This is a genomic window from Streptomyces blastmyceticus (assembly GCF_039521185.1).
GTDB lineage: Bacteria > Actinomycetota > Actinomycetes > Streptomycetales > Streptomycetaceae > Streptomyces > Streptomyces blastmyceticus.
In genome coordinates, this window is the sequence record NZ_BAAABW010000002.1 from 266,190 (window position 1) to 289,867 (window position 23,678).

Below are 23,678 nucleotides of genomic sequence, written 5' to 3' on the forward strand. Positions count from 1 at the left end.
CGAATGTGATCTTGGAGGATGCGCCGTGCCGAAGCTCAGGGTTCTTGTCATCGGTGACGAATACATCAACGTCGACGTGCCGGACGAAGCGTTCATCACGCTCACGAAGAACCCGAACCTCACGTTCGACGTGTCGGGCGCCTCGAAGGACGCGGGCGCCGCCGCGATCCTGTGGAACCTCCACCGCGGGGCCAATCAGCGCTGGAAGATCCAGGCCGTCAGCGGCTCCCGCTTCCGGATCGTCAGCGTGCACAGCGGGCTTTGCCTGACCCTGGGCGGCGACGGCATGGGACCCGTCACGCAGGCGCCCGCCAAGGACGGCGACTACACCCAGCTCTGGTGGCTGCGCAGCGTCGACGGCGGCTTCGAGATAGCCAATGGGGAATACATCTCCCGGATAGCAGCCGAAACCGCCACCGCCGGCAAGCCGCTGAAGGGCTTCCACGGGGACGACGGCAGCAGGATCTGGACGTTCACCGCGGCCTGATCCCTTCCGGTACGCGCCGATCCGCCCTGCCGGGCTCCCTCCGGCAGGGCGGATCCGCGAGAGCGCCGAACACCCGCGCGAGCCGCCACCAATTCGCGTGCAGTCAGGGGCATTTACCGAGCGCCGTACGTATCCGCCGCCGTACGGCCCCTAGCTTGCCCCCATGCATACGGCACGCAATACCGATGACCATGCGACCTGACCGTCTTCTCATGCCCCGCCGACCAGGGGCGTCACCTTGCGGCGACGGGCGCCCCCGGCGGGCTTCTTCGCGCCGAGCTCGCACCACAGCCACTTGCCGCGGAACCCCGGCCCCGACCAGCCCTCCCCGAAGGAGTGGCTCCCCCAGTTGTCCGCGCAGCGCCGGACGATCAACAGCCCCCGCCCGTACGTTGTTTCCGCCGCCCTCCTGGGTGCGACGGGCCGGATCGCGGGCCGGTCGAACGGCTCGGGGATGTCGGGGTTCGTGTCCCAGACGCTGATGCGTACGCCCTCCTCGGGCAGTTCACGGATCCGCAGCTCGACGGGCCCGTCGGAGTACCGGTACGCGTTGGTGACGAGCTCCGAGGTCAACAGCTCGGCGTCGTCCCGGAGTTCGTTGAGCTCGTGACTGCTGAGCACGCCGCGCAAGGTGATGCGGGCGATCCACGCGGAGCGTGGATCGTTCGGCAGGTTGAGCGTGTACGACCAGGTGTTCTCCGGGGATACGGTTGCCATGACGGCTCCTTGGAGGAGGTGGTTGCGATTGCCGCGCCGGTGTCATTGCCGCCCGCGCCTGGGCAGGACGGTGCGCTTCCGCGTCCGCGGCGGGCCGGGTGAGTGGCCTGAGTCACAAGGTAGAGCAACCTGTGGTAGATCTAATAGTCGATCGATGAGATGGCTCCGAATTACCCCCTGCGGGTGACGGAGTTGCACGATGCGTGACGGGCAGAGGGGCCGATGCCACCAACCAACACTCCGACGCTGAGACAACGCCGACTTGGCGCCGAGCTGCGCAAGCTCCGCGAGCGCGCGGGCCTGTCGTCCACTGCGGCCGCGGCTCGCCTCGGCTTCCAGCAGGCCCGCATGAGCATGATCGAGGCCGGTCGCTACGCGGTGAGCGCGGAACGAGTCCGGGCAATGGCCGTCAACTACACCTGCCCCGATAGAGATCTCATCGAGGCCCTGGCAGGCCTGACCGGCGGGCGTACACGCGGCTGGTGGGAGGAATACCGGGAGATCCTCAGCGCCGGGTTCCTCGACCTTGTCGAACTTGAGCATCACGCCAAAGCAATCCGGGTAGCGGGAATCCTGCACATGCCCGGTCTTCTCCAGACCGCCGACCACGCGCGTGCGCTGTTCCAGTCAACGGTCCCCTCTCTTGAGGCATACGAGATCGAGCACCGGGTTTCGTTCCGCATCAAACGGCAGTCGATCCTGTACGGAGACGCACCGACTCCACTGACCGTGATCCTTCATGAGGCAGCGCTACGGATGGGATTCGGAGGGGCGGACACGGCTCGCGCCCAGCTGAGGCACGTCATCAAGATGAGCGAGCACGAAAACGTCACCGTCCTCGTACTGCCTTTCGGCGGTGGAACCTTCCCTGGCTCCGGCCAGCCTGTGGTCTATGCCTTCGGTCCTGTTCCGCAGCTCGACACCGTGCAGCTGGACACAGATCACGGGTGCGAGTTTCTCGACGCAGAGGTCCAGTTGAACAAGTACAGGGTGATCTTGGACCAGATGGAGACGTGCTCTCTCGACCCTGTCGCGTCGCGCGAACTCATTCACCACATTGCGGAAGAGATTTGAGAGGTTAAGCAATGGCCACTTATGCGTGGCAGAAGTCCTCCTACAGCCACGAGGGAGCGAACTGCCTGAACATAGCCACCGCAGACGGTTCCACACTCCTTCTCTGCGAGAGCGATGACCCCACCTCCGTCCTGACCCCTGCCCCCGCGAAGCTGGGCGCGCTCATCAGCGCCGTCAAGGGCGGACACCTCACCAGGGAGGGGTGCCCATGACACACGCCTGGCAACGGTCCACCTACTGCTCCGAAGGTGACGCCTGCCTGACCATAGCCGCCGCCCCCAACGGCAAACTACAGCTCCGCGAGAGCGACAACCCCCATACCATCCTCACCCTCACCGCCACCCAACTCCGCACACTCATCCGCATGCTCAAGGGAGATATCCGTTGACCGAGTTCCAGATACTCCCCCTGGACATGGCCGACGAGCACACCGCCGTCACAACCCACCGCATCGGCCATCGCGCCTACGCCGTAGAAGCCGAACTCATCGCATTCGACGGCATTCCCGCCCTGCGCGAATCCCTGGAAGAAATGCGCGCCCAGCCACTCCACTGGCTGGGCGCCGTACACGAGAACACCCTCGCCGCCTTCATCGCGTGGCGGGAGGACACCGACCCCGTAGAGATCGACCGGCTCTGCGTGGACCCGGAATGGTTCAGGCAGGGCCTGGCCGCGCAACTGCTGACGCACCTGCTCACCGAGATCGTCCCCGACCGCGACATCGTCGTGACGACGGGCGCCGCGAACGACCCGGCCGTAGCGCTCTACAAGCGCCTCGGCTTCACGCGCGGCGAGGACTTCCAGCCGGTCCCCGGCCTGAACATGGCCCACTTCGAGATGCGCCGCTACCTTCACTGATGCGCGTCGAAGGCCCGTTGTCGGCAGACAACGGGCCGAACGTACTGGTCAGGCGCATTACTGACCTGCCCGATTCAGTGGGCGACAGTGCCTTCCTTCAACCGCTCGATCATGCGCTCGGTTGTTACCTCGGGGGTCTCGCCGACTGGAGCGTCGGCGAGGGCGACGCCGGGCTGATCATTCCAGGTCTCATGACCGGCGAAGGCAATGGTCTCGGCAGGCGAATACCTCGGCAAGTCACGATAGTTGTTGATGCCATCAACGGGCTTGCCGCGTACCAGCACCGGATCCAGGTAGAGTCCTCTGCTCTCGATGCGCGTGGACGTAGCGATGTAGCCGATGTCGAGTCCGCAGCGCCGCCTCGGTGAGGTGTTCGCCTCCGAGCAGTGCAACAGGTGCGGGTGGTGGATCGAAATGTCGCCAGGGTTCAACTCGATGTCGACAATACCCCGCGCCTCGGCCCACTCAAGTACGAGTCCACCGTCGACCTCCGAGAAGAGCATGTTGGGCCGGTCCGTGCATAAATTCGGCTTGTGCAGCGGCAGCTTGTGACTGCCGGGAATCATACGCAGGCAGCCGTTCTCTGTGGTGCTCTCGTCGATTGCCAGCCACACCGTCAAAGCATTCATCGGCGCCAGCTTCCAGTACGCACCGTCCTGATGCCACAGCACCGGCTGGCCGTCGTATGGCGGCTTGCAAATGTAGTGCGCTGTGAAGCAGGCCAGGTCGGGGCCCAGGAAATGTTCGCCGATATCCACAAGGCGCGGGTCCGAAATGAGACGGACCCAGAAGGCGTCGTTGCGGATCAGCGGGTGGTGGAAGTGCTCAGGCCGCAGCTCCGGGTACTTCGCTGCAAGCCACTCGACATGGGAGCGCGCATCTTTAAGCAGATCCTCGGGGATGACGTTGCGGATGATGGCAAATCCATGCTCTTCATAATCGGCAGCGGCCTGTTCCAGATCGCTCATGTACGTCTCCAAGTGAACTGTGCGATGAGGCAAAAGCAATAAGTTCAGAGAGAGCGGGGTTCAAACCTCCCACTCAGCAGGGAGCGTGCGATAGCGGCGTAGCGGAGAAAGCAGCAGCAAGATGAGCGGAACACCCATGGCCAGCCCCCCCACCCAAAGGGCTGTACCGGTGGACCATTGGTTGGCGATCAGACCACCGGCGAGCGCCCCCAGAGGCGTCGCTCCCTGCACGACGACGCTGTACGCCGCTGTGACCCGACCCATGTACTCGTTCGGTGTCACCCGCGCGCGTAGTCCGGCAGTGGACACCGATCTGCCCACGATAGCAATGCCAATGAGAATCTCCGCCAGCGCAATCAGGGGAACAGCAGCACTCCGGAAGACGCCGGCGAGCGGCGCCGCCAAGACTGCGAAGGGAGCTAGAGCAGAGAAGAGCAATGTCATCCGTATTTCACCGAACCGGCGCCGCAATTTGGGAGCCAGCAGGGATGCGGCGAGGCCCGCCAAGGCGCCGAGCGTCGACAGCAGGCCAAACATCCACGGGGCGATGCCGATCTCTTTGAGGAGAAAGACCGGAAGCATCGCCAGGATGATGCCCGCACCTATGTTGTTCAGGGCCGCCTGGTTGAGCAGCAACCGGAGCAGGGGCTGTTTGAAGAGGATGGCGATGCCGTCGGAGATCTCCCGACGGAACTTTCGCCCAGACTCAGCTTTGCCTCTGGCGATGTCCCCGTTCGGGTGGATACGTCGCAGCAACAGGACTGACGTCAGGTGGCAGACCGCGACGAAGCAGTAGAGAACGGGGGCAGCGATGCTCTGAGCCAGGACGCCGGCGACGCTGGGGGAGATCGCCTGGATGGTGGTCTCGGAGGTTTGCAGCCGAGCGTTGCCATCCGCCACGCGCCGCCTTGGCAGCACATAGGGCAGGACGCTGCTATGAGCCACGTCGAAGAAGACGCCTGCCAGGCTCACCACCAATGCCACCAAGGTCAGTTGGGCCACGGTGAGGACGTCCAGGAAGTAGGCGACAGGCACGCTGCCAAAGGCAACGGCATACGCGACATCTGCCCAAATCAACACTGGCTTCTTCCGCCAGCGGTCGATCCAGACGCCGGCCGGGAGACCCATCACCAGGAAGCCGACCCGGCTGCAGACGAAGATCAGGCTCATCACCAACGGTGGAGCGTGAAGAAGAATGAGGGCGGTAACGGGCAGAGCGAATCCGGCGACCTCGGAGGCCGCGTATCGGAATCCGTTCGCCGCCCACAGTCGCCGGAAGTCCGGAACCTTGAGGACCTCGACGCCATCGCCCACGGGGGCGTCTACGGAGGGGAGCGTCACAGTTCTACCTTCCGTCAGCGTAGGACCGTCAAGCCCGGGGCATCACCGAGGGACGGCCGGGCAGCCAGCTCCGTCAGGGCCTTCCGGTCAACCTTGCCGTTGGAGTTTCTGGGTAGCTCATCGGCCACATGGATGATGCGCTGCGGAACCATGTAGTGCGGCAGCCCAGCACGCAGCAAGTCGGGTAGCGCCTTGATGTAATCGAGGTGGTCCGCGGTCACGAAAACGGTGATCAGGTTGGAGAAAACAGCGTCCGGCGTCGCCACGGCAACGCAGTCGTGGACGCTGTCGAGCGCATGAAGGTGCCGTTCGATCTCCCCCAACTCGACGCGAAAGCCCCGCGACTTGATCTGGGTGTCCTCGCGTCCGATGAATTCCAACTCACCTGCCGGGTTCTCTCGTACCAGATCTCCGCTGGCGTACCACTCTCGGTGGTCAGAGGTGCGGACAAGTGACCGGACTGTCTGGTCGGGGTCCAGATAACCCGCCATCAGCATGGTGCCCCGTACCAAGAGCTGACCCGGGCGGCCGACCTCCACCGGCTCCAGCCGCTCATCCACCACGGCGATCTCGGCACCGGGCAACACCCGCCCGATAGGGATGACGACATCGGGCTGCTGCAAGCCGCGGATCTCGTGAAACGTACAGATGTTGCTTTCTGTCGGGCCGTACACATTGAGCAATCGCACCTTGGGGAGAGCCGAGAGCAGCACATTCACGTCATCCGGCTGCAGCGCCTCGCCACCGACCACGGCCGCGCGCAGACCTCGAAGTTCCGGCAGCAGGTCCTTGCCCCAGCGGGTGAGCCAGGCCAGAGTCGAGGTCACGGCGTACCAGACAGTGCCGCCAACCTGGCGGCAGAACTTGATGTAGGCAGCCGGGAAAGGCGCCGCCGACGCCGGCATCAGGGCGACCGCCGCTCCCACTCGCGCGGCACCGAAGAGGTGGAGAGTCGTGGGGTCGAAGTGCAGCGGCGCGGAGTTGATAATGACGTCGTGCTCTGTGAGCCGGAGCTCTTGGACCGACCAGTCGACGAACGCCGAGGCGCTCGCATGGGTGTGTACCACGCCCTTGGGGTGACCGGTGCTACCAGAGGTGTGGAGCACATACGCGAGATCCGCCACAGGCTCGCGTGGTACGCCCTTCGGGATCGCGAACCACAATTTGCCAGCCAGTCCGGGACCGGGCAGTTCCTGCCAGGCGAGCCCAGGCTCGACCGTGCGCCACTGGTCCCGGGCCGCGGTGTCCGCTACCAGCACCCGGGGACGGATACGGCCGACGATGAGCTCGGCGCGGGCGATGGGCGCGTCCGGATCGACCGGCACGTAACCTGCCCCCGACCGAAGAATGCCGTGAACAGCCGCCACAGCGAGAGAGCACTTCGCCCCGTGCCAGACTGCACAGTCTCCAGGGCGGACATCCAGACCGTGCAGGGCCTGTGCGATGTGCTCTGCGATGCTGTCCAGTTCTGCATAGGTGAGCGTGATCGTTCCGTCGATGGTGGCTGTGCGGTCGCCATGGCGCGCGGCGGTCGCCCGAAGATCGTCCACGAGTGAGCGAGCGGAAGCCATCAGCAGCCCTTGGACTTCAAGAATGCGCGGATCGCGACCACGGTCTCGAAGTTGGCCGGGAGGAGCTCCGAGTCCCTGATGGTGACGGGAAGCCGCTCCTCCAGCAGCGAGACCAGACTCAGCAGCGACAGGGAGTCTACGATCCTGCGGGCAATGAGCGGGGTGTCGTCGGATACTTCAACTCCCGGCACCACCTCTTGGACCGCAGCACGCACGGCCTTAAGTACGGAGTCTTCTACCATCACAGACCAAGCCCTTCAGCGATGACCTTCATCTGCATGTCGGATGTCCCGGAGTAGTACCTGCTGGCTACCGCGTCCGCCATCAATGCGGTCGCGCCCGTCTCCGGCATCAGCGCGTAACCGCCGTACAGGTCCGGAAGTTCCTGGGTGAACCGGTTGAATTCCGTACTGACGTGCAACTTCGTCAGGGACGCCCGGCCATGGTCCAGAGAGTTCCCGTCTGCCGCCCGCGCCGTGGCATACAGCAGTTCACGTGCACTAGTCAGGTTGAGATGCATTCGGACTGCCTTCTGTCGGATCGTGTCGTACGAGCTGAGAGGCTGACCGAACTGGCGGCGGGACTTGATGTGTTGGATTGCCAGGCGGAGGGCCCTGGCCATCAACCCCAGCATTGGCGCCAAGATGAAAGCCCGCTCGTAACGCATCGCATGCATCAGCACAGCGAATCCGCCACCGGTGCCTCCGAGCCGATCGGTCTCGTCGATCATGCAGTTATCCAGGAGCAGGGAGCCCAGTTGCGCGCCCCTCAACCCGGTCTTGTCGATCGCCTTACCAATGTGAAGCCCTTGGGTGCCCTGGGGAACAAGGAAGGCCGTGAGCCCCCCGAGAGCGCTTCCCTCCGCCGTACGGGCGAGTATCAGGAAGACGTCCGCGGTCGGCCCATTGGTAATGAAGGTCTTGGAGCCGTTCAACCGCCATTGCCCGTCGTTATCCTGTTCGGCACGGGTCCGGAGGGACAGAAGGTCGGAGCCCGAGTCGTACTCGGTGGCAGCGAAGGCGCCAACCGCTGCGCCTGCCACCAGCGGGTCCAGATACCTGACGTGCTGGGCCTGGCTGCCGAATTCGAGAAGAGGCTCCTGGCATGCCCACATCTGGGCGGCCATAGCGAAGGGTAATCCGCTCAGACCACTCTCCTCGGCGAACGCCTCTAAGGCGAGGCAAGCGGCCTCATAGCCGGCCCCAGCACCGCCCGCGGCCTCGGGGACGGCCAGGGACAGCAGCCCTTGCGCAGCCCCCTCACGCCAAGTGGTGACCTGATCCGAGGCTTTCCCGGCCCAGGACCGCAACCAGTGCAGCCAGTCCGTGAACTCCTGGCTGTGCAAGAAGATCTGACGCTCAGTCATATCCGTATACCTTTGTCCAGAACGGGCCATTTAAAGACTGTGTGGCACTCAGTCAGCCCGAACCGGTCGAAGCTGGAGGGGCGGCGTCCAAGCGGAGCCAGAGCCAGCAGCTCTGTCTCAGTACCCACAGCGAGGTTCGTCGCCAGCCAGCCCAAGATGTCCTCGGTGACGCGCGTGCCCCGGGCGTTCAATCGGAGCCTGATCTCATGGAGTAGCAGCCGGTTCCTACCTCCGGGCCTCAGCCGACCGAGGCCGGTGAGCGCAAACGCCGCAATCACCTGACCTTCCGACTCGGCGACGAAGTGCACCGTGCCGGGCGCCGTATGCCGGTCGGCCAGGCGGGCAGTGAACTCGTCGATATCACCTGCTCCATAGAGCTCGTGGATGACTCCGGCATCGTCGACTGTGGCCTCGCGGATGGTACGCAGCGGTTCCGAACTAGCCACCAGCCACCGCCGACATGATCAACACTGTGCTCCGAGCCTTCACCTGGATGTCCGAAGCCGCCAAGTCGCGGATGTTGTCCTCACCGATAAAGACGCTGATGAACGGAAGCAGTGCTCCGGAATTGTCCGCCAGCCGTAGGCGCAGCGCCGGATGTCGCTCATACACTTTGCCGATGACTTCCTGAAAGGTGCCAGCAGGCACATGGAACCTGGTCTCGCCGTCAGCGAAGCGGGCGAGCGGGGTCGAGAGGATGACCTCTACCTCGGGCACTGCGTACTCCTCACTCTGATCTGGTGCCGTCGTCATCCGGCGGCACTCGCCGCCGTAGTGGCGTGGCGTGCCCGGTATTCCTCCCAGTTGCGGATCGCTTCCGTGAGCTGGGAGTCGTAGTCGGCGTCCTTGACGAATCCGTGGCCCCGTCCGTCCCGGAGCATGACGGCCCGGGCACTCTCATGGCCTCCAAGGCTTCGCATGATCGGGCGAAGGTGGTCCAGGGCGAAGTAGGAGTCCTTCTCCGACATCAGCGCATGCAGATAGCGTCCCGCGCCAGGCGCGGCCCAGCCCTTGATGATGTCGGTTGTCTCCTCCGGCGCGACCATGCCCGGGAGATGGGAGAAGGGCATGGCCTCTCGTTCCCACTGCGGAAGCACGGACGGGTTGTTGTGCGGCGAAATGACGAATGCGAGGTCTTTGCCCCCCGCTCGCATACAGTGCTTGAGCGCCGCGTACCCACCGGACGAGAGACCATGCCAGACGGTTCCCTCAAGCCCGTGTCGCTCCCGAAGAGATGCACACAGTGCGTACATCCGTGGCGCGAACTCCTCTTCACCCAGTAGGAACCAGCCGCAGCAGGAGTCACGGGTGAAGTGGTGAATGGGGTCGGAGAAGGAGAGGCACACCGACTCCGCCGCCCGCTTCCACTGTTTCCGTGCGAAAACCGGCGGAGCGTGCTTCTCAATTCGGCTGAAACCATGGAAGAGGATGTGCAGGTAGGGGCTGGTAACAGCCTTGGGCTCAGTCACCTCGTACTCGAGGACGTAACCCTCCGAGTGCTGGAACCTGTCCCGGCGAATCTTCAATGGAGAACCTCGCATCACTGATCCTGTGCTTCAGAAGCCATGGCGGTCAGGGGGAGAGCGTGCGTCCCTCCGCATAAGTGAGCCCCGGGCAAACCACCCGTACAACGCTGAACGGATCGGACTGCTCAGACAGCCGCACTGCGAGAGGGCTATGGCCTGTGGCGTCCAGGAGCCGTCGTGTAACCATGGCCAGTTCCTGTTCCATGTCGTCGAGGCTGCCCCCGTGGCCGCGCAAGGCGTCGTCGATGTGCAACCCCTCGACATGGGCGTGGAAGCCGGGTTCCGAGCCCGCGTCCCGCGCGGTGTCCTGGTCCGACGGGATGTCGTCCCGCGTTGCGCTGATCTCGGTCAGTCGACTTTGCACTGCCTCGGTCAGTGCACGGGACAGTGCGACGTCGGGGTCCATATGGGTGCCCGAGCCGGCGCACACGATAGGAAAGAGGGGAGACCAGACATATGCCGAGAATGTCGGCATTCCGAACCTATTCGGGATGCACATGATCTCGAACTCAACGTTCGCAGCAGTGATTTGGTCGATCAGTGAGCGCAAGTGTTCGTTGCGGATCGTGGCTGGGTTCACACGCAAGCGCCCGGGGTCATCGCGGGAAGGGTGAGCTGCCAGCACATCGCGTTCGACCGCCTCGCAGATCCCGTGGAGACACGCCTCGGTGAAGGTGTTACCGGAGGCGAGTCCGGTGCTGCTGGTGACAAATGGACGAGGACGCCAGAAGTGTTCCCCGCTGTAGGAGAGCCGGACGAGGTCAAGCGGAACAGGCACGGACCGATGGTCGGCCAGTGACTGCGCCCAAACCCAGGGCAGTTCAAGTTCCTCGATCCAGTCGGCCATCTCACGAAGGTTCAAGTCGGCAAGGGTGTACGGGAGACTAAGGCTCCCGGCCGCGGCGACGAAGGTGTCGAGCACCGGCCGCTCCGCGTACCACAGCTCGACGGCCTCCATGACGGCAGAGAGCTTCGCGAGGATCGGTGTGGCGCCCTTGCCTTGGGAGACGGCGAGGGTCTCCGACTCTGGCCGTACGGTGAGGAAGACGGGGATGCCGATGTTGTCGAGGCGGGTAACCTCGGCGACCCGAGTGATCCCATAGTCACGCAGCCGGGGTGCGAGCCGCGTCCAAGTGGTCTCCGGTGTCACTGCGCGGTGCGTTCCGGGCAGCCTGACCTTAGGCATGGTCAGGCCCCCCGCTCATCGCCGAGGCTCTGGCGCCGGACAGATAGCCAATGGCGAGAGGCCGAAAGGCTATAGCTGCCTGACGCACCGAAGGAAAGCCCCTCCTGCCGCACTCTGCGGCCAGCTCGCGGCCAATGCCAACACCCCAAATCTGGGCGAGCAGTCGTGCGCAAAGATTTTCCCTGATTTGGAGAAGGCTACGTCCGGGGTGATTGTCCAGGTGGTGACGTGTCTGTCCTAGCCAGTCGGTTACCCGGACCCGGTCCTGTATCGACTCGCGCCGCAACAGCAGCCCGGACTCGTGCAGGTCTGCCAGGTCGGGAAGGGGGCACATCACCGCAGTGATGCGCACCCTCAGCTCCGGTTCGTCAAGCCACTGGGCGGCCGTCGGCCCCAGCTGACGCAGCACGTGGCCCCGGAAACCATCGGAAGCACCTGAGCATGCGGGATCAGACGAACTGTGCAGGAAGTCCCACCAGACGTCGGGGAACCCGGGGTCGAAGATCTGCTGGTAGGCGAGTCGGTGGTGCAGTGCCGGATCGGCCGTCGCGAACCGGTTGCGCCAGCGGCGCTGGTATTCGGTACGCCAGTCCCGTTCGACACCCCTCGCCTGAGGGCGCACAACGGCACATGGCAGAACATTGAGCTTCTCGGCGAGCGCGAAGGCTTCCAGCGCGTCGGCCTGCTTCTGATCGAAGACACCAGGGTTGGCGCCCGTTTGCTCGCGGTACCAGGGGCCGAATGCGGACTCACCGCATTCCTCAGCGATGGCAAGGACGCGTTCCGGTGTGCGCAGCGGGTAATATTCACGCTCCAGACACGCCATCAGACTCCGGGCCGCTTCCTGCCGCAGGACTCCAGAGTCGCAGGCAGCGAGGATCGCGGCATAGAGGTTGACCAAGGGGACGTTGATGCTGGCCAGCGAGCCCGTCTCACGGTGAGCCACGCTCACGGCGTCATCCCCTTCGAAGACACCATCGCGATACCAGCGGTAGACATTGCCGACGCCGATCATGCCGAGCGTATCGAGTTCGGCCGCGCGCAGGGCACCGATGCTGGCCGCTCCAAGGACCGTGACCCCCCGCGCCAGAGCGTCGAGGATCTCTTTGTGCCGCAGGGCCAGCCTATGGTGGTAGACCCCGTCCACGATGACGATGACATCCTCCGCGGTGAGGGCAGCCGAGAAGAGGTCACCATGTTTGACGGGCTCGTGCAGCAGGAATTCTGGGTAGTCCTTCAGCATGAGAGAGGAAGGGCACGACGGCCCGACGAACACGTGAACCGCCATGACCTTCCCCTCTTTCAATGGTTTACCGGGGGCACCAGCTATGGCAGTTCACTCAGCATGACCTGCCTGGCAAGGTACGTCAGTTCTGAACTTCACTGTCAGTGATGATCAGCGGAGCGTCCGCAAACAGGCCCTCAAAATCCTCACCGGTGAGTTCCTCGATGTCGCTGACCGCTTCTTGAGTTACCTCAGCCACGTTTTTCTCCCAATCTTCAATTGAGGGAAATCTCGGCGCCCTATTGCGCCGATCGCACGCTACGTCGATGTTCGATCACTGTCCAGGCAGTTTGAGCTTCAAGCAACACGGAATCGGTCATTCCGTAGTCAGCTAAGCAGGGCAGAAGCCGAATGGCGCTTCAAACACCACAGGTCAGAAGGGAGAGAGTCAGCCTCTGGGGTGCTCCACCGATGACATCCAGCCATAGTCAACCATCAGGGGGACCGACCACCATTGACATCAACTCGGCCAGTTGGAGCATCATGAGCTCAGGAAAGCTGGCCACCGATCGCCGGAATCGCCGATACACATACGACCTCGAGATGATCAACCAACGACCCTGAAGTGGGAAATAACCCTTGGGGAGCTGAATGGAAATTCAGATCACACCTACGGCTCTCATCATAGGTGGCCTCCTTTTCCACCAGGTTAACAGGCACTGGGAATACGGTTTCTCGAGCCTTGGGCACCACTATGCACCAGTTTTCGGCATCAGACTTCCTCGTGCAGCAGCGGCTTCAGGGCAGGTGGTAGCCCTCCCTCTGGCCCTCCTCGCCTCGCTGACTACTCATTCTCCAGGTGGACGCACCATCACCGTTGTACTCGTCGTCTATTGGATGCTGGCAACTCACCGGCGACTCTCCGATCACTGCTGGCTCGGGGCAGTGGCAGCAGTGGCCATGGCGTTCGCTCCTGCAAGCATCCACCCTGTCGTGGCACGGGATCTTCTGGTGGGCGTCTACCTAACAGCGGCACTGCTAAAGATCAATGACGAGTACCTACTCACTGAGCGGAGTGCCGGCCGAGTCGTCACCGCGCATTACCTCCAGTTGCTCGGGCTACGGCCGTATCCTCGCCAGCTCAAGCTGGTCCCAGCCCTGGTCGTCCTTACCGAGCTGACTGTCGGCACTCTTATGTGGGTACCGGGTGGCGGGCACTATGACTTGTGGCTTGCAATCCTGATGCACTTGGTGTTCGGCGTCTCTGGCAACTTCCCCTTTTCCGTTATCGCAATGGCGCTCTGGGTGGTAGCCCTGACCCCGCTGAACGGCCAATTCGCGCTCCCGGTCGCCTCCGTCTCTGCGCTTTTTCCTACTCTTCTCACAGCCCTGCTCGCTCTGGCTGCCAGGCGAACCGCCCGTGGGCGGCGCTCGAAAAGCTGGCTCCTCAAGGACTTTTGCGAAGGGGCTACCTATGGGTACCTGTGCGCAGTTGCGGCGGCTGCAGCATCCGAGCCGACGCAGTCGAGCCAAGCATTGCCTACAAACGGACAGGTGGCGCTGACCCACTGGCTGATTGCAGCAGGGTTCTCGGTGAATCTTCTCCTAGTGGTGACGCGTGTGAAGCTTGAGTGGAGCTTCGCGATGTTCTCCAGCCTCCGGCCCTTCGGTCACTCCTGGCTCGAGCGGACCCGGCTCAAGGGCTGGCCCCGCTACTACGCTCTGACGCTCCCAAAACGCATACCTATGACCCTGCTGCGCGAGGTCGATCCAGAGTTCATCTACCAGGCAACCCGGGCGGAATCCGCGGTACATGAGAACGTCGCTTACCATCTCGAGAACACTGCGCGGAAGTACAACATTTCCTTCGCTCCCCAGACACTGTCCTTCGATGCTGACAGGAGCGAGCTCGTGCCCATGGGCGAGCCCGGACAGTCGGTCCCGCGCATGCGCTTCCTCAACTACCCGGCTCTTGTGCCCAGAAGGCTGGACCGGCGCTATCTTGCATGACCATCCGATGCGCTACTGAAAACGTTCTCATGACGGAGGTGAACCATGGCCTGCCCGAACGCCACCCGCGACCGGACCGTGATCGGAGATGCATTCGGCCTCGCCGTGACGCAGGCATGGCGAGCAGGAGGCGCACCTGGCCTGGCCCATGAAATCATCGAGCGGGATGACGGCTTGCTCACCATCAACGATGTCAGCAAGTACTTCGAGCCGTTTTCCAAGTGGGGTGTGCTCGAACAGCGTTCCTGCGACAGGGCATCGGGGCGGGTCCTGGATGTCGGATGCGGCCCGGGCAGGCATGCCCTACAGCTGCATCAGCAGGGGTTGGAGGTGCTCGGCGTCGAGCCGTCTCCCGGAGTAGCGGCAGTGGCAAGAGAGCGAGGGGTAGATGTTCTCGGCCTTTCCGCTGACGATGTCAGTCCAAGTTTAGGAATGTTCGATACCGTACTACTAGGCGGACAGAACATCGGATTGCTGGAGAGCCGGGAAAAGGGTCCAGATGTCCTCAACCGACTTGCTGAAGTAACGCGCCCGGGAGGGGCATTACTCGGCGTCGGGATAGATCCATACCTGTTTTCCAATCCAGCGCATCTTGCCTACTTGGAGGAGAACCGGGCGTTGGGCAGGATGGCCGGGCAGCAGCGTTTTCGGATTCGGCATGGCCTTATCACTTCTCCATGGAACGATTTCCTGTTCGCCTCCGTGTCTGAACTGGAGGAGCTGGCGGCCGGCACGCCCTGGCAGCTCGTCGACACCCTTACGGAGGGACTTCAATATCTGGCCCACTTCGTCAAGCAGGGCGTTTGAACCATCCACATCGTCAGGCGCAGGATCTCCGTCACTCCACTGGCTGGGCACCGTACACGAGAACACCCTCGCCGCCTTCATCGCCTGGCGGGAGGACACCGACCCCGTAGAGATCGACCGGCTCTGCGTGGACCCGGAATGGTTCAGGCAGGGCCTGGCCTCGCGACTGCTGACGCACCTGCTCACCGAGATCGTTCCCGACCGCGACATCGTCGTGACGACCGGCGCCGCGAACGACCCGGCCGTCGCGCTCTACAAGCGCCTCGGCTTCACGCGCGGCGAGGACTTCCAGCCGGTCCCCGGCCTGAACATGGCCCACTTCGAACTGCGCCGCCACTGAGCAGGCGTGAGGCACCGCGCCCGTGTCATCGAACCTGACAAACGTCATCTCTTCTTGTGAGCAAGGTCGTTCCGAGGATGGATGGACGGACGATGCGGCGCGCGGAGGATGGAGATACCTGCCACGCACACCTGATGAAAGGGGATCCGCCCATGCGTAACAGCCACCCGAGCCCACGGCCCGACCGTCGCAAAGCGCGCCTGGCCGCCGTGACTTCGGCGGCCCTGCTGTCGCTCGCGGTCGGTGCGCTTCCGGCCGGGGCCGCCGCCCCGCCATCGGCCTCCGTCTCCGCATCCGCCGTCTCCACCACGTCCGACCTCGACCGGAAGGCACTGCGCGCCTCGCTTGAGGCGTTCCACCAGGCGGGGATGTACGGGGCCTATTCATCGGTCAGGGACGGCTCCGAGCGGTGGCAGGGAGCGGCAGGCGTCGCCGACATCGACACCGGACGGCCGATGCGCCCCGACTACGAACACCGGATCGGCAGCATTACCAAGACCTTCACCTCGGTGGCTGTCCTCCAGCAAGTGGCCAAGGGCCGGATCGACCTGGACGCCCCGATCGGCGACTACCTTCCGGATCTGGTGCCGGGAGAGCGGGGGCGGAAGGTGACGGTGCGTATGCTGCTCAACCACACGAGCGGCATCGCGGACTACATACTGCCCGCCTTCCCCAAGCTGGTGAAGGACCCGGGACAGGCCCTGGACGAAGGCCAGTTCCGCAAGCTGGCCCCCGAGGAGCTGGTCCGCCTCGGCCTGGCGGCCAAGCCGCTTGCGCCGCGCGGCAAGTACTCGTACGCGAACACCAACTACATCATCGCCGGGCTGCTGTTGAAGAAGGTCACGGGCCAGGACCCGGAGTCGTACATCACCGAAAACGTCATCCACAAGGCCGGACTGCGGCACACGTACTTCCCGCGCTCCGCCGGCATCCCAGGTCCGCACGCCAAAATGTACGAGTCGTTCTACGGCGCCATCGCACCGGCACGCGACTACAGCGTCTACGACATGTCCTGGGCCGGTACGGCCGGTGCGATCGTCTCCACGATGAACGACCTCAACGACTTCTACCGCCGGCTCCTGAGCGGGAAGCTGCTCGGCGCGGCGGAGCTGCGGGAGATGAAAACGACGGTTCCCGCGTACGAGCCGACTGCGGGACATGAGGTCGTGATGCGGTACGGCCTCGGTCTGTTCACCCTCAAGATGCCCAGCGGGGGCTGGTACTGGGGCCACGACGGTGGCGTGTTCGGGGCGGGGACCTGGGCGATGTCCACGGAGGACGGGCGTCGCCAGGTCGCGATCGGCTACAACCTGATGAAGTACGAGCGGTTCGGCGATGACGGCAAGCCGCTGCCGAACCCGATCGGCGACGCACTGCTCGGATACATGGACCAAGCGCTGAGCGGCACCCCGGCCAAACGGGTCCCCGGCGCATCGCCGATGCCCCAGCGGCTGCTCACCCCCGGGCCGCTGCGCCCTGGTCCTGCCGGGGCAGGTCGGTGACGTAGATCATCTCTGAGGCCGACACACGCCGGTCACCAGCCACGTCAGACGATGGGGCTGAGGGGGTTCAGGGTGTTGAGGATGGTGGCGCCCCCGAGCTGAAGGATCTCCGAGCCGTTCGCGTGCTCCGTGAGCAGATTCCCGAGAAGATTGGCGTCGACCTCGGCGTGAGCCGGTGCGGCCAGGGCGGCGGCGCCGATGGTGAGCAGGAGGCCGGCGGCGAAGGCGGTCGCGGCGCGCTTGACGGTTCGCATGGTTCTCCCCTTGTCGATCACGCGTGGCGGGCGCGGGAGTTCTTTCCACGGGGTTGTCCGACAAACGGCGCCCGCCGGGGGCGCGGCAGCGCGAGCACTCGCGCGAGCCGATGTGCGCGCCCACGCGCCGTGGCGCCTGCGGCGGGCTTTCCCCCACCCCGCCCCTTCCCGAAACTGGGGGCAAGCCCCCAGACCCCCGAAGCACGCTTCGCGCGCTGTCCTCAAACGCCGGACGGGCTGGTTGTGGCGGGAGGGGGCGGGACGCGCAGGGGGAGTGCGGGACGTAAAGCGAAGCAGTCCCGTACTCCCCCGGAGCGGCACGGCCCCGCACCGTGACAACGGCGACGAGCCCAAAACCCAGCCCGGCCGGCGATTGAGGCCGCGCCCGCAGGGCGCTCCCGCCGCAGGCGCCGACAAGCCGCACCCGGCAACGGACCCGCACCCAGCGGAAAGCGCAGGCGGCAACAGACCTCAACCACTACGGCCGCGGAGCCTCCCACGCAGGCCCGACCGACAAATACGTGGTCCGCATGAGCAGATCCCCCGCCCGAAGCTCCCGCTTGCCCCACTTCAAGCCGTCGTTGCGCGCCGTGTTGACGAGCTCCAGCGCGTGGAACGTACCGGTGTCGACGATCAGTCGCTCGCGCCAGGTGCCGGCGTCCAGGTCGACGGCCGTGCCCTCGCGCCCGGTGCTGTCCTTGACGTGTTCTGTCACCCGCGCCCCGGGAATCCGCTTGAGGACCTCGAACAGCGCGGCCCGCAGCGGTGGTTCGGCCGGGGAACCGGCGAGCAGCTCCTCGATGCCCAGGAAGAGTCCCTCCTCGGCCTCCTCCCCGGTCTCCTTCCCGACGAGGCGGGCCCGCAGCTCCTCCGGGTCGGTGGGCAGCTTGCCCAGCTGGTCCCAATAGATCCGGTTGCCGCAGATCGTGTAGGGCACCCCTGCCACGTCCTGGGTGTAGTACTGGACCGGGCCGTCACCGGACTGCCCGCGTGTGTCGCTCCGGCTCCGCCAGACGGTCTCGTACGACTCGTCCTTCTGCCGGGATTCACTGCTCCGGCTCCACTGGCGGGTCCGCACCTTCCAGTACGGCGCCGTCCCCGTACCCGTCCGCTCCTCCGCCGCCGTCCGCTGTGCCGCCGGGGAAGAGCCTTGCGCGTCCCCGGAGTCCGACCAGGGCCCGAACGCGACACCCAGCACGACCGCCACGACCGCCGCCGCCGAGGCGAGCACGGGAAGGCGCCGCCGCCACGTCCGCAGGGGGACGACCGCGGCCACCGGCTCCCGTTCGAGCTCGTACTCGACGGCCGCACCGCCCCCCTCCGCGGCGCCGGCCGCCGCCGACCGCACCGCGGCCAGCGCCGCGGCGACGGCGTCGGCCGAGGGCGGCGCGACCTTGCCCGCGGCCTTCAGCCGCCGGGCACCGGGGAAGTCGAGGAGGTCCTTGTCGTTCATGTCCTGCTGCCCGGTCATACGAGGTCTCCTGTCAGGGAAAGCGGGGCGGAGGGGCCGAGCGCCTCGCGCAGCCGGGTGCGCGCCCGGTGCAGCCGGGACCTGGCCGTGCCCGCGGGGACGCCGACGACGGCCGCGGCCTCGGTGGGGCTGAGCTGCTCCCACGCGATCAGGAGCAGCAACTCCCGCTCCACGGCGGGCAGTTCCGCCAGAGTCCGGCGCAGCTGCGGGGCAACCGCCGCCGCGTCCAGCCTCCGGTCGACGGCGTGCCATGGGTCGCTGCTCGCCTCACCGGCGAGCGCGGCGGCGGCCCCGGGCCGTTCCTGCCCGCGCCAGTGCGCGGCCAGCACGTTGCGGGCCACGCCGAAGAGCCATGCCTTCACCGGCCCGCGGGTCGCGTCGTAGGTGCCGCGCCCCGCGTAGGCCCGCAGCCACGCCTCCGACAGCAGATCGTCCGCCGCGCCGGGCGCCCGGCGCGCGAAGTAGCCGTGCAGCGCCCTCGAATGGCGCTCCACGAGCGGTTCAAAGGCCGACGCGTCGGTTCCCGAGCGCGCCAGCAGTTCCTCGTCCGTCGCCACGGACCTCCCCTTCCACAGGCCGCGCCCTCCGCGGCCCCCACCCCCTACTTGCGTCCGCCCCGCAAAAGCGTTCGCGCGCAGGAAACAGGTGGAAGGAGGTCAGCCGCCGCAGCCGCAGGAGCGGCGGATCACCAGGGCCGAGGGGAACTGCTTCAGGCGCTCGCGGCGCGACCCGGCGATCCGGAGGCCGTCGTCCAGGACGAGGTCCACCGCCGAGCGGGCCATTGCGATGCGGTCGGAGGCGACCGTCGTCAGGGGCGGGTCCGTGAGGGCCGCTTCCTTGACGTCGTCGAAACCGGCCACGGCCAGGTCGCGCGGCACGTCGATGCGGAGCTCGCGCGCGGCGCGCAGGACGCCGATGGCCTGGTCGTCGGTGGCGCACAGGAGCGCGGGCGGCCGGTCGGGGCCGGCGAGGAGCTTGAGGGCGACCTGGTAGGCGTCGTAGCGGTTGTAGGGGGCCTGGAAGAGCCGCCCCTCCAGGGACTTCCCTGCCTCGCGCATGGCCCGGCGCCAGCCCTCGACGTGGTCGGTGACGGGGTCGCCGACGGTCGGGGTCTCCTCCGTGCCGCCGAGGCAGGCGACGTACGGGTGGCCGTGCTCCAGCAGGTGGCGGGTGGCGAGCTGGGCGCCGCCCACGTCGTCGGTGACCACGGCGACGTCGTCGATCGCGTCGGGGCGCCGGTGCATCAGCACGACGCGGGCGTCCCAGGCGTCGATCTCCGTGGCGGCGTGCTCGCTGGGGCCCTGGCTGATCAGGATCAGGCCGGAGACCCGCATGCCCAGGAATGCGCGCAGATAGTGCACTTCGCGCTCGTCGAGATAGTCGGAGTTCCCGACGAGGACCATCTTCCCGCGCTCGGCCGCCGCCTGTTCGACGGCGTGTGCCATCTCGGCGAAGAACGGCTGCCGCGCGTCCGGGACGATCAGGCCTATGAGGTCCGTCCTGCGGGAGGCCATCGCCTGGGCGACCCGGTCGGGGCGGTAGCCCAGCTCCTTGATCGCGGCCAGGACACGCTCGCGCGTGGCCGGGGCCACCGGCCTCGGACCGTTGTTGATGACATAGCTGACCACCGCGGTCGACGTCCCCGCCAGTCTCGCCACATCGTCCCGCGTCACCTTGGCCACGCGCGGCAGTCTACGCGGGTCCACCTAGCGTTTGGCCGGTCGAGCGCCATTGGTTTCCGGGGCCGCGGGCTCACCCGTCCGGGCCTTCGGGGAGGGCTCCTCGGGCTTGCGCTCCTCGGAGCGGTCGGCGGCCTTCTCGGGCTTCTCGGGGATCACAAATCGATAGCCGACATTCCGGACAGTGCCGATCAAGGACTCGTGCTCGGGACCCAGCTTGGCCCGCAGCCGCCGCACATGGACGTCCACGGTCCGGGTGCCGCCGAAGTAGTCGTAGCCCCACACCTCCTGCAACAGCTGCGCCCGGGTGAAGACCCGGCCGGGATGCTGCGCGAGGTACTTCAGCAGCTCGAACTCCTTGAAGGTCAGATCCAGCACCCGCCCCTTGAGCTTGGCGCTGTACGTCGCCTCGTCCACGGAGAGGTCGCCCGTGCGGATCTCCATCGGGCTGTCGTCCATCGAGATCTGCTGGCGGCCCATCGCGAGCCGCAGCCGCGCCTCGACCTCCGCCGGGCCCGCGGTGTCCAGCAGGACGTCGTCGACGCCCCAGTCCGCGGTGACGGCGGCCAGCCCGCCCTCGGTGACCACCAGGATCAGCGGGCAGCCGGGGCCGGTGGAGCGCAGCAGCTGGCAGAGGCTGCGCACGTGCGGGAGGTCGCGGCGGCCGTCGATCAGTATGACGTCGGCCCCGGGGGTGTCCACCAGCGCCGGCCCCTCGGCGGGGGCCACCCGCACGCTGTGCAGCAGCAGGCCCAGCGCGGGCAGGACCTCCGTCGACGGCTGCAGTGCGTTGGTCAGGAGCAGCAGGGAGCTCATCGGCCGCCCCCTGCCAGGGTCGTCGTGCGTTTCCGGCACATCTGCGACGCGCTTCGCTCGCCCATGACGTCGGTCCTCCTCGGTCCCTGCGAAGGGGGTACCACCCAGGCTGAGGCACTGGGGGAGTGTGCGGCTCTGCTTCGTACGGTTTTGGGCTGCGCGCCCTGGAGCACGCATGCGCTCATTCGCGCGGGCGCGCGTCTGAATGCACAAAAGGACCCGGGGGCTGCTCTGCCCGGATCCTCTCTGCCCAGCAGGATAGCCCACGGGGCTTTCCCCGGCCGGGGCGATTTTGCACGAGCTTGTGTTTCGTCGATCACTTCGGGTGGTCATCGGCTGTTGGGCTTGACGTTACCGAGTGGAGGCACGAGGGGGCGCACGGAGGCATGGGCTGGGCGCCGTTGCCGGGTGCGGGTCCGTTGCCGCCTGCGGCGGAGCGCCCTGCGGGCGCGTCCTCAAACGCCGGACGGGCTGAGTTTCGCGAACCGTAGCCCGCGAAATCAGCCCGCCCGGCGTTCAAGGGCTCAGGCCCCTGCGACCGGCTCGGCGAACTGGGACGCGTACAGCCGCGCGTACGCGCCCTCCGCCGCGAGCAGCGCGTCGTGCGTTCCCTGTTCCACGATTCGGCCGGATTCCATCACCAGGATCACGTCCGCGTCGCGGATCGTGGACAGGCGGTGGGCGATGACGAAGCTCGTGCGGCCCGTGCGCAGCTGGGCCATCGCGTGCTGGATCAGCACCTCCGTGCGGGTGTCGACGGAGCTGGTCGCCTCGTCGAGTACGAGGATCTCCGGCTCGGCCAGGAACGCGCGGGCGATGGTGATCAGCTGCTTCTCGCCGACGCTGACGTTGGAGCCCTCGTCGTCGATGACGGTGTCGTAGCCGTCGGGGAGGGTGCGGACGAAGCGGTCGACGTGGGTCGCCTTCGCGGCCTCGACGATCTTGTCCATGGACACTCCCTCCCGCCACCCGCCGCCACCCTTGTCGGAGTCGCTTCGCGACGCCCCCCAATTCGCGCCGTAGGCGATGTTCTCGGCGATGGTGCCGCCGAACAGCCACGTGTCCTGGAGGACCATGCCGATGTGGGAGCGCAGCTCCTCGCGGGACATCCGCGCGATGTCGGTGCCGTCGAGGGTGATGCGGCCGTCGTTCACCTCGTAGAACCGCATCAGGAGGTTCACCAGGGTGGTCTTGCCCGCGCCGGTGGGGCCGACGATGGCGACGGTCTGGCCGGGGCTCACGGTGAGGGAGAGCCCGTCGATGAGCGGCTTGTCGGCCTCGTAGCGGAAGGAGACCTCCTCGAAGGCGACCTCTCCGCGCACGTGCTGCGGCTGTGCCGGGGCGGCGGCGTCGGCCGACTGCTCCTCCGCGTCCAGCAGCTCGAAGACGCGCTCCGCGGAGGCGACGCCGGACTGGACGAGGTTGGCCATGGAGGCGACCTGGGTGAGCGGCTGGCTGAACTGCCGCGAGTACTGCACGAACGCCTGGACGTCACCGATGGACAGCGAGCCGGAGGCGACGCGCAGGCCGCCGACGACGGCGACGAGGACGTAGTTGAGGTTGCCGATGAACATCATCGCGGGCTGGATGATCCCGGAGATGAACTGCGCCTTGAAGCCGGCGGCGTAGAGGTCCTCGTTCTCCTTGCGGAAGGTCTCGGCGGACTCCTTCTGCCGGCCGAAGACCTTCACCAGGGAGTGGCCGGTGTACATCTCCTCGATGTGGGCGTTGAGCTTGCCCGTGGTCTTCCACTGCGCGACGAACTGCGGCTGCGCCCGCTTGCCGATGCGGGCGGCGATGACGATCGACACCGGGACGGTCACCAGCGCGATCAGGGCCAGCAGCCAGGAGATCCAGAACATCATCGCGAGCACGCCGACGATGGTGAGGAGCGAGGTGACTATCTGGCTCAGGGTCTGCTGGAGGGCCTGCTGGATGTTGTCGATGTCGTTGGTGGCGCGGGAGAGGACCTCGCCGCGCTGCTGCTTGTCGAAGTAGCTCAGGGGCAGCCGGCCCAGCTTGTCCTCGACGTCCTGGCGCAGCCGGAAGGAGGCGCGCTGGACGACGGTCGTCGCGATGCGGGCCTGGACCAGCTGGAAGAGGGAGGCGCCGACGTAGATCAGCAGCACCCAGAACAGGACGACCCCGACCTTGTCGAAGTCGATGCCGTGGCCGGGGGTGAAGTGGACCGAGGCGAGCAGGTCGGCGGCCTTGCCGTCGCCCTTCTGCCGCATGGCCTCGATGGCCTGCGCCTTGGTCACGCCCTCGGGGAAGCCCCGGCCGACGACTCCGGCGAAGATCAGGTCGGTGGCCCGGCCGAGGATCTTGGGGCCGAGCACCGACAGGGCCACGCTGGCCACGGTCAGCAGCAGGACCACGGTGATCAGGGCCCGCTCGGGGCGGAGTATGCCCAGCATCCGCTTGGCGGAGCCGGCGAAGTCCATGGACTTCTCGGTGGGCTGGCCGCCCATGAGGCGGCC

Annotated in this window: 26 protein-coding genes; 9 read left to right on the forward strand and 17 right to left on the reverse strand. The window is 66.0% G+C overall.

Going from position 1 to position 23,678, the window contains the following annotated elements; genetic code table 11:
- Window positions 1-25 precede the first annotated feature (25 nt).
- Window positions 26-487, forward strand: coding sequence for an RICIN domain-containing protein (locus ABD269_RS03335; protein WP_344115841.1), 462 nt, complete (start codon window positions 26-28; stop codon window positions 485-487).
- A 210-nt stretch (window positions 488-697) separates the two neighbouring features.
- Here ABD269_RS03335 and ABD269_RS03340 read toward each other — a convergent pair whose 3' ends face one another.
- Window positions 698-1,204 carry an ATP-binding protein gene (locus ABD269_RS03340; RefSeq protein ID WP_344115844.1) on the reverse strand — a complete coding sequence of 169 codons (507 nt, stop codon included), beginning with the start codon at window positions 1,202-1,204 and terminating at the stop codon, window positions 698-700.
- Between the two features lie 222 nt (window positions 1,205-1,426).
- Here ABD269_RS03340 and ABD269_RS03345 point away from each other — a divergent pair, with 222 nt between their 5' ends.
- The 4 genes from ABD269_RS03345 to ABD269_RS03360 are packed head-to-tail and all read left to right on the forward strand — an operon-like array spanning window position 1,427 to window position 3,136.
- A complete protein-coding gene (locus tag ABD269_RS03345) occupies window positions 1,427-2,278 on the forward strand; it encodes a helix-turn-helix domain-containing protein (protein ID WP_344115846.1) in 852 nt (283 codons plus the stop codon).
- An 11-nt stretch (window positions 2,279-2,289) separates the two neighbouring features.
- Window positions 2,290-2,490: a DUF397 domain-containing protein gene (locus tag ABD269_RS03350; protein ID WP_344115848.1), complete on the forward strand. Its 201-nt coding sequence runs from the start codon at window positions 2,290-2,292 to the stop codon at window positions 2,488-2,490.
- Window positions 2,487-2,666 (forward strand): DUF397 domain-containing protein, encoded by a 180-nt coding sequence (locus tag ABD269_RS03355; protein ID WP_344115850.1) that lies wholly within the window; start codon window positions 2,487-2,489, stop codon window positions 2,664-2,666. Before ABD269_RS03350 ends, ABD269_RS03355 begins: the two co-directional genes overlap by 4 nt.
- Window positions 2,663-3,136, forward strand: coding sequence for a GNAT family N-acetyltransferase (locus ABD269_RS03360; RefSeq protein ID WP_344115852.1), 474 nt, complete (start codon window positions 2,663-2,665; stop codon window positions 3,134-3,136). The genes ABD269_RS03355 and ABD269_RS03360 overlap by 4 nt, the downstream gene beginning before the upstream one ends.
- A gap of 74 nt (window positions 3,137-3,210) precedes the next feature.
- Here ABD269_RS03360 and ABD269_RS03365 read toward each other — a convergent pair whose 3' ends face one another.
- From ABD269_RS03365 to ABD269_RS03410, 10 genes are read right to left on the reverse strand one after another with little or no spacing between them, the layout of a single operon-like run.
- Window positions 3,211-4,104, reverse strand: a complete 894-nt coding sequence (locus ABD269_RS03365) for a phytanoyl-CoA dioxygenase family protein (protein WP_344115854.1) — start codon at window positions 4,102-4,104, stop codon at window positions 3,211-3,213.
- A gap of 60 nt (window positions 4,105-4,164) precedes the next feature.
- Window positions 4,165-5,445, reverse strand: a complete 1,281-nt coding sequence (locus tag ABD269_RS03370; protein WP_344115856.1) for an MFS transporter — start codon at window positions 5,443-5,445, stop codon at window positions 4,165-4,167.
- Between the two features lie 14 nt (window positions 5,446-5,459).
- Window positions 5,460-6,995, reverse strand: coding sequence for an amino acid adenylation domain-containing protein (locus tag ABD269_RS03375; RefSeq protein ID WP_344115858.1), 1,536 nt, complete (start codon window positions 6,993-6,995; stop codon window positions 5,460-5,462).
- Between the two features lie 20 nt (window positions 6,996-7,015).
- Window positions 7,016-7,258, reverse strand: coding sequence for a phosphopantetheine-binding protein (locus tag ABD269_RS03380; protein WP_344116035.1), 243 nt, complete (start codon window positions 7,256-7,258; stop codon window positions 7,016-7,018).
- Window positions 7,258-8,382, reverse strand: coding sequence for an acyl-CoA dehydrogenase family protein (locus ABD269_RS03385; protein ID WP_344115860.1), 1,125 nt, complete (start codon window positions 8,380-8,382; stop codon window positions 7,258-7,260). The genes ABD269_RS03380 and ABD269_RS03385 overlap by 1 nt, the downstream gene beginning before the upstream one ends.
- Entirely contained in the window at window positions 8,379-8,828 is a 450-nt protein-coding gene (locus ABD269_RS03390; RefSeq protein ID WP_344115862.1) for a GNAT family N-acetyltransferase, read from the reverse strand. The genes ABD269_RS03385 and ABD269_RS03390 overlap by 4 nt, the downstream gene beginning before the upstream one ends.
- A complete protein-coding gene (locus ABD269_RS03395) occupies window positions 8,821-9,099 on the reverse strand; it encodes a ubiquitin family protein (protein WP_344115865.1) in 279 nt (92 codons plus the stop codon). The genes ABD269_RS03390 and ABD269_RS03395 overlap by 8 nt, the downstream gene beginning before the upstream one ends.
- A gap of 32 nt (window positions 9,100-9,131) precedes the next feature.
- Window positions 9,132-9,908: a hypothetical protein gene (locus ABD269_RS03400; protein ID WP_344115867.1), complete on the reverse strand. Its 777-nt coding sequence runs from the start codon at window positions 9,906-9,908 to the stop codon at window positions 9,132-9,134.
- 46 nt (window positions 9,909-9,954) lie between these two features.
- Window positions 9,955-11,058, reverse strand: coding sequence for a YcaO-like family protein (locus ABD269_RS03405; RefSeq protein ID WP_344115869.1), 1,104 nt, complete (start codon window positions 11,056-11,058; stop codon window positions 9,955-9,957).
- A 28-nt stretch (window positions 11,059-11,086) separates the two neighbouring features.
- Window positions 11,087-12,382, reverse strand: coding sequence for a TfuA-like protein (locus ABD269_RS03410; RefSeq protein ID WP_344115871.1), 1,296 nt, complete (start codon window positions 12,380-12,382; stop codon window positions 11,087-11,089).
- A 588-nt stretch (window positions 12,383-12,970) separates the two neighbouring features.
- Here ABD269_RS03410 and ABD269_RS03415 point away from each other — a divergent pair.
- From ABD269_RS03415 to ABD269_RS03430, 4 genes are all read left to right on the forward strand, one after another.
- Window positions 12,971-14,329, forward strand: a complete 1,359-nt coding sequence (locus tag ABD269_RS03415; RefSeq protein WP_344115873.1) for a hypothetical protein — start codon at window positions 12,971-12,973, stop codon at window positions 14,327-14,329.
- A gap of 45 nt (window positions 14,330-14,374) precedes the next feature.
- The gene (locus tag ABD269_RS03420) at window positions 14,375-15,136 is read left to right on the forward strand and encodes a class I SAM-dependent methyltransferase (protein WP_344115875.1); all 762 of its coding nucleotides are present in this window, start codon (window positions 14,375-14,377) and stop codon (window positions 15,134-15,136) included.
- Window positions 15,105-15,476: a GNAT family N-acetyltransferase gene (locus tag ABD269_RS03425; protein WP_344116037.1), complete on the forward strand. Its 372-nt coding sequence runs from the start codon at window positions 15,105-15,107 to the stop codon at window positions 15,474-15,476. The genes ABD269_RS03420 and ABD269_RS03425 overlap by 32 nt, the downstream gene beginning before the upstream one ends.
- Before the next feature lie 152 nt (window positions 15,477-15,628).
- Window positions 15,629-16,978 (forward strand): serine hydrolase domain-containing protein, encoded by a 1,350-nt coding sequence (locus ABD269_RS03430; protein WP_344115877.1) that lies wholly within the window; start codon window positions 15,629-15,631, stop codon window positions 16,976-16,978.
- A 44-nt stretch (window positions 16,979-17,022) separates the two neighbouring features.
- On the opposite strand, the gene ABD269_RS03435 is transcribed toward ABD269_RS03430, so the two are convergent.
- The 6 genes from ABD269_RS03435 to ABD269_RS03460 form a co-directional block, all read right to left on the reverse strand.
- Window positions 17,023-17,232, reverse strand: coding sequence for a hypothetical protein (locus ABD269_RS03435; protein ID WP_344115880.1), 210 nt, complete (start codon window positions 17,230-17,232; stop codon window positions 17,023-17,025).
- 478 nt (window positions 17,233-17,710) lie between these two features.
- Window positions 17,711-18,703: a hypothetical protein gene (locus tag ABD269_RS03440; protein WP_344115882.1), complete on the reverse strand. Its 993-nt coding sequence runs from the start codon at window positions 18,701-18,703 to the stop codon at window positions 17,711-17,713.
- Window positions 18,700-19,260 (reverse strand): RNA polymerase sigma factor, encoded by a 561-nt coding sequence (locus ABD269_RS03445; protein ID WP_344115884.1) that lies wholly within the window; start codon window positions 19,258-19,260, stop codon window positions 18,700-18,702. Before ABD269_RS03445 ends, ABD269_RS03440 begins: the two co-directional genes overlap by 4 nt.
- A gap of 99 nt (window positions 19,261-19,359) precedes the next feature.
- Complete coding sequence (locus ABD269_RS03450; protein WP_301893304.1) at window positions 19,360-20,385, reverse strand: LacI family DNA-binding transcriptional regulator; 1,026 nt, start codon at window positions 20,383-20,385, stop codon at window positions 19,360-19,362.
- A 24-nt stretch (window positions 20,386-20,409) separates the two neighbouring features.
- Entirely contained in the window at window positions 20,410-21,198 is a 789-nt protein-coding gene (locus tag ABD269_RS03455) for a response regulator transcription factor (protein WP_301893305.1), read from the reverse strand.
- Window positions 21,199-21,722: 524 nt separating this feature from the next.
- On the reverse strand, window positions 21,723-23,669 hold the full coding sequence (locus tag ABD269_RS03460; protein WP_344116039.1) for an ABC transporter ATP-binding protein: 1,947 nt from the start codon (window positions 23,667-23,669) through the stop codon (window positions 21,723-21,725).
- Window positions 23,670-23,678: the final 9 nt, after the last annotated feature.

What these genes read in the sequence shown, in the direction of transcription:
- ABD269_RS03380 (WP_344116035.1), bottom strand. Translation starts at nt 7,258, where the DNA reads ATGGTAGAAGACTCCGTACTTAAGGCCGTGCGTGCTGCGGTCCAAGAG.
- ABD269_RS03410 (WP_344115871.1), bottom strand. Translation starts at nt 12,382, where the DNA reads ATGGCGGTTCACGTGTTCGTCGGGCCGTCGTGCCCTTCCTCTCTCATG.
- ABD269_RS03415 (WP_344115873.1), top strand. Translation starts at nt 12,971, where the DNA reads ATGGAAATTCAGATCACACCTACGGCTCTCATCATAGGTGGCCTCCTT.
- ABD269_RS03355 (WP_344115850.1), top strand. Translation starts at nt 2,487, where the DNA reads ATGACACACGCCTGGCAACGGTCCACCTACTGCTCCGAAGGTGACGCC.
- ABD269_RS03420 (WP_344115875.1), top strand. Translation starts at nt 14,375, where the DNA reads ATGGCCTGCCCGAACGCCACCCGCGACCGGACCGTGATCGGAGATGCA.
- ABD269_RS03455 (WP_301893305.1), bottom strand. Translation starts at nt 21,198, where the DNA reads ATGAGCTCCCTGCTGCTCCTGACCAACGCACTGCAGCCGTCGACGGAG.
- ABD269_RS03365 (WP_344115854.1), bottom strand. Translation starts at nt 4,104, where the DNA reads ATGAGCGATCTGGAACAGGCCGCTGCCGATTATGAAGAGCATGGATTT.
- ABD269_RS03460 (WP_344116039.1), bottom strand. Translation starts at nt 23,669, where the DNA reads ATGGGCGGCCAGCCCACCGAGAAGTCCATGGACTTCGCCGGCTCCGCC.
- ABD269_RS03340 (WP_344115844.1), bottom strand. Translation starts at nt 1,204, where the DNA reads ATGGCAACCGTATCCCCGGAGAACACCTGGTCGTACACGCTCAACCTG.
- ABD269_RS03385 (WP_344115860.1), bottom strand. Translation starts at nt 8,382, where the DNA reads ATGACTGAGCGTCAGATCTTCTTGCACAGCCAGGAGTTCACGGACTGG.
- ABD269_RS03345 (WP_344115846.1), top strand. Translation starts at nt 1,427, where the DNA reads ATGCCACCAACCAACACTCCGACGCTGAGACAACGCCGACTTGGCGCC.
- ABD269_RS03435 (WP_344115880.1), bottom strand. Translation starts at nt 17,232, where the DNA reads ATGCGAACCGTCAAGCGCGCCGCGACCGCCTTCGCCGCCGGCCTCCTG.
- ABD269_RS03350 (WP_344115848.1), top strand. Translation starts at nt 2,290, where the DNA reads ATGGCCACTTATGCGTGGCAGAAGTCCTCCTACAGCCACGAGGGAGCG.
- ABD269_RS03440 (WP_344115882.1), bottom strand. Translation starts at nt 18,703, where the DNA reads ATGACCGGGCAGCAGGACATGAACGACAAGGACCTCCTCGACTTCCCC.
- ABD269_RS03430 (WP_344115877.1), top strand. Translation starts at nt 15,629, where the DNA reads ATGCGTAACAGCCACCCGAGCCCACGGCCCGACCGTCGCAAAGCGCGC.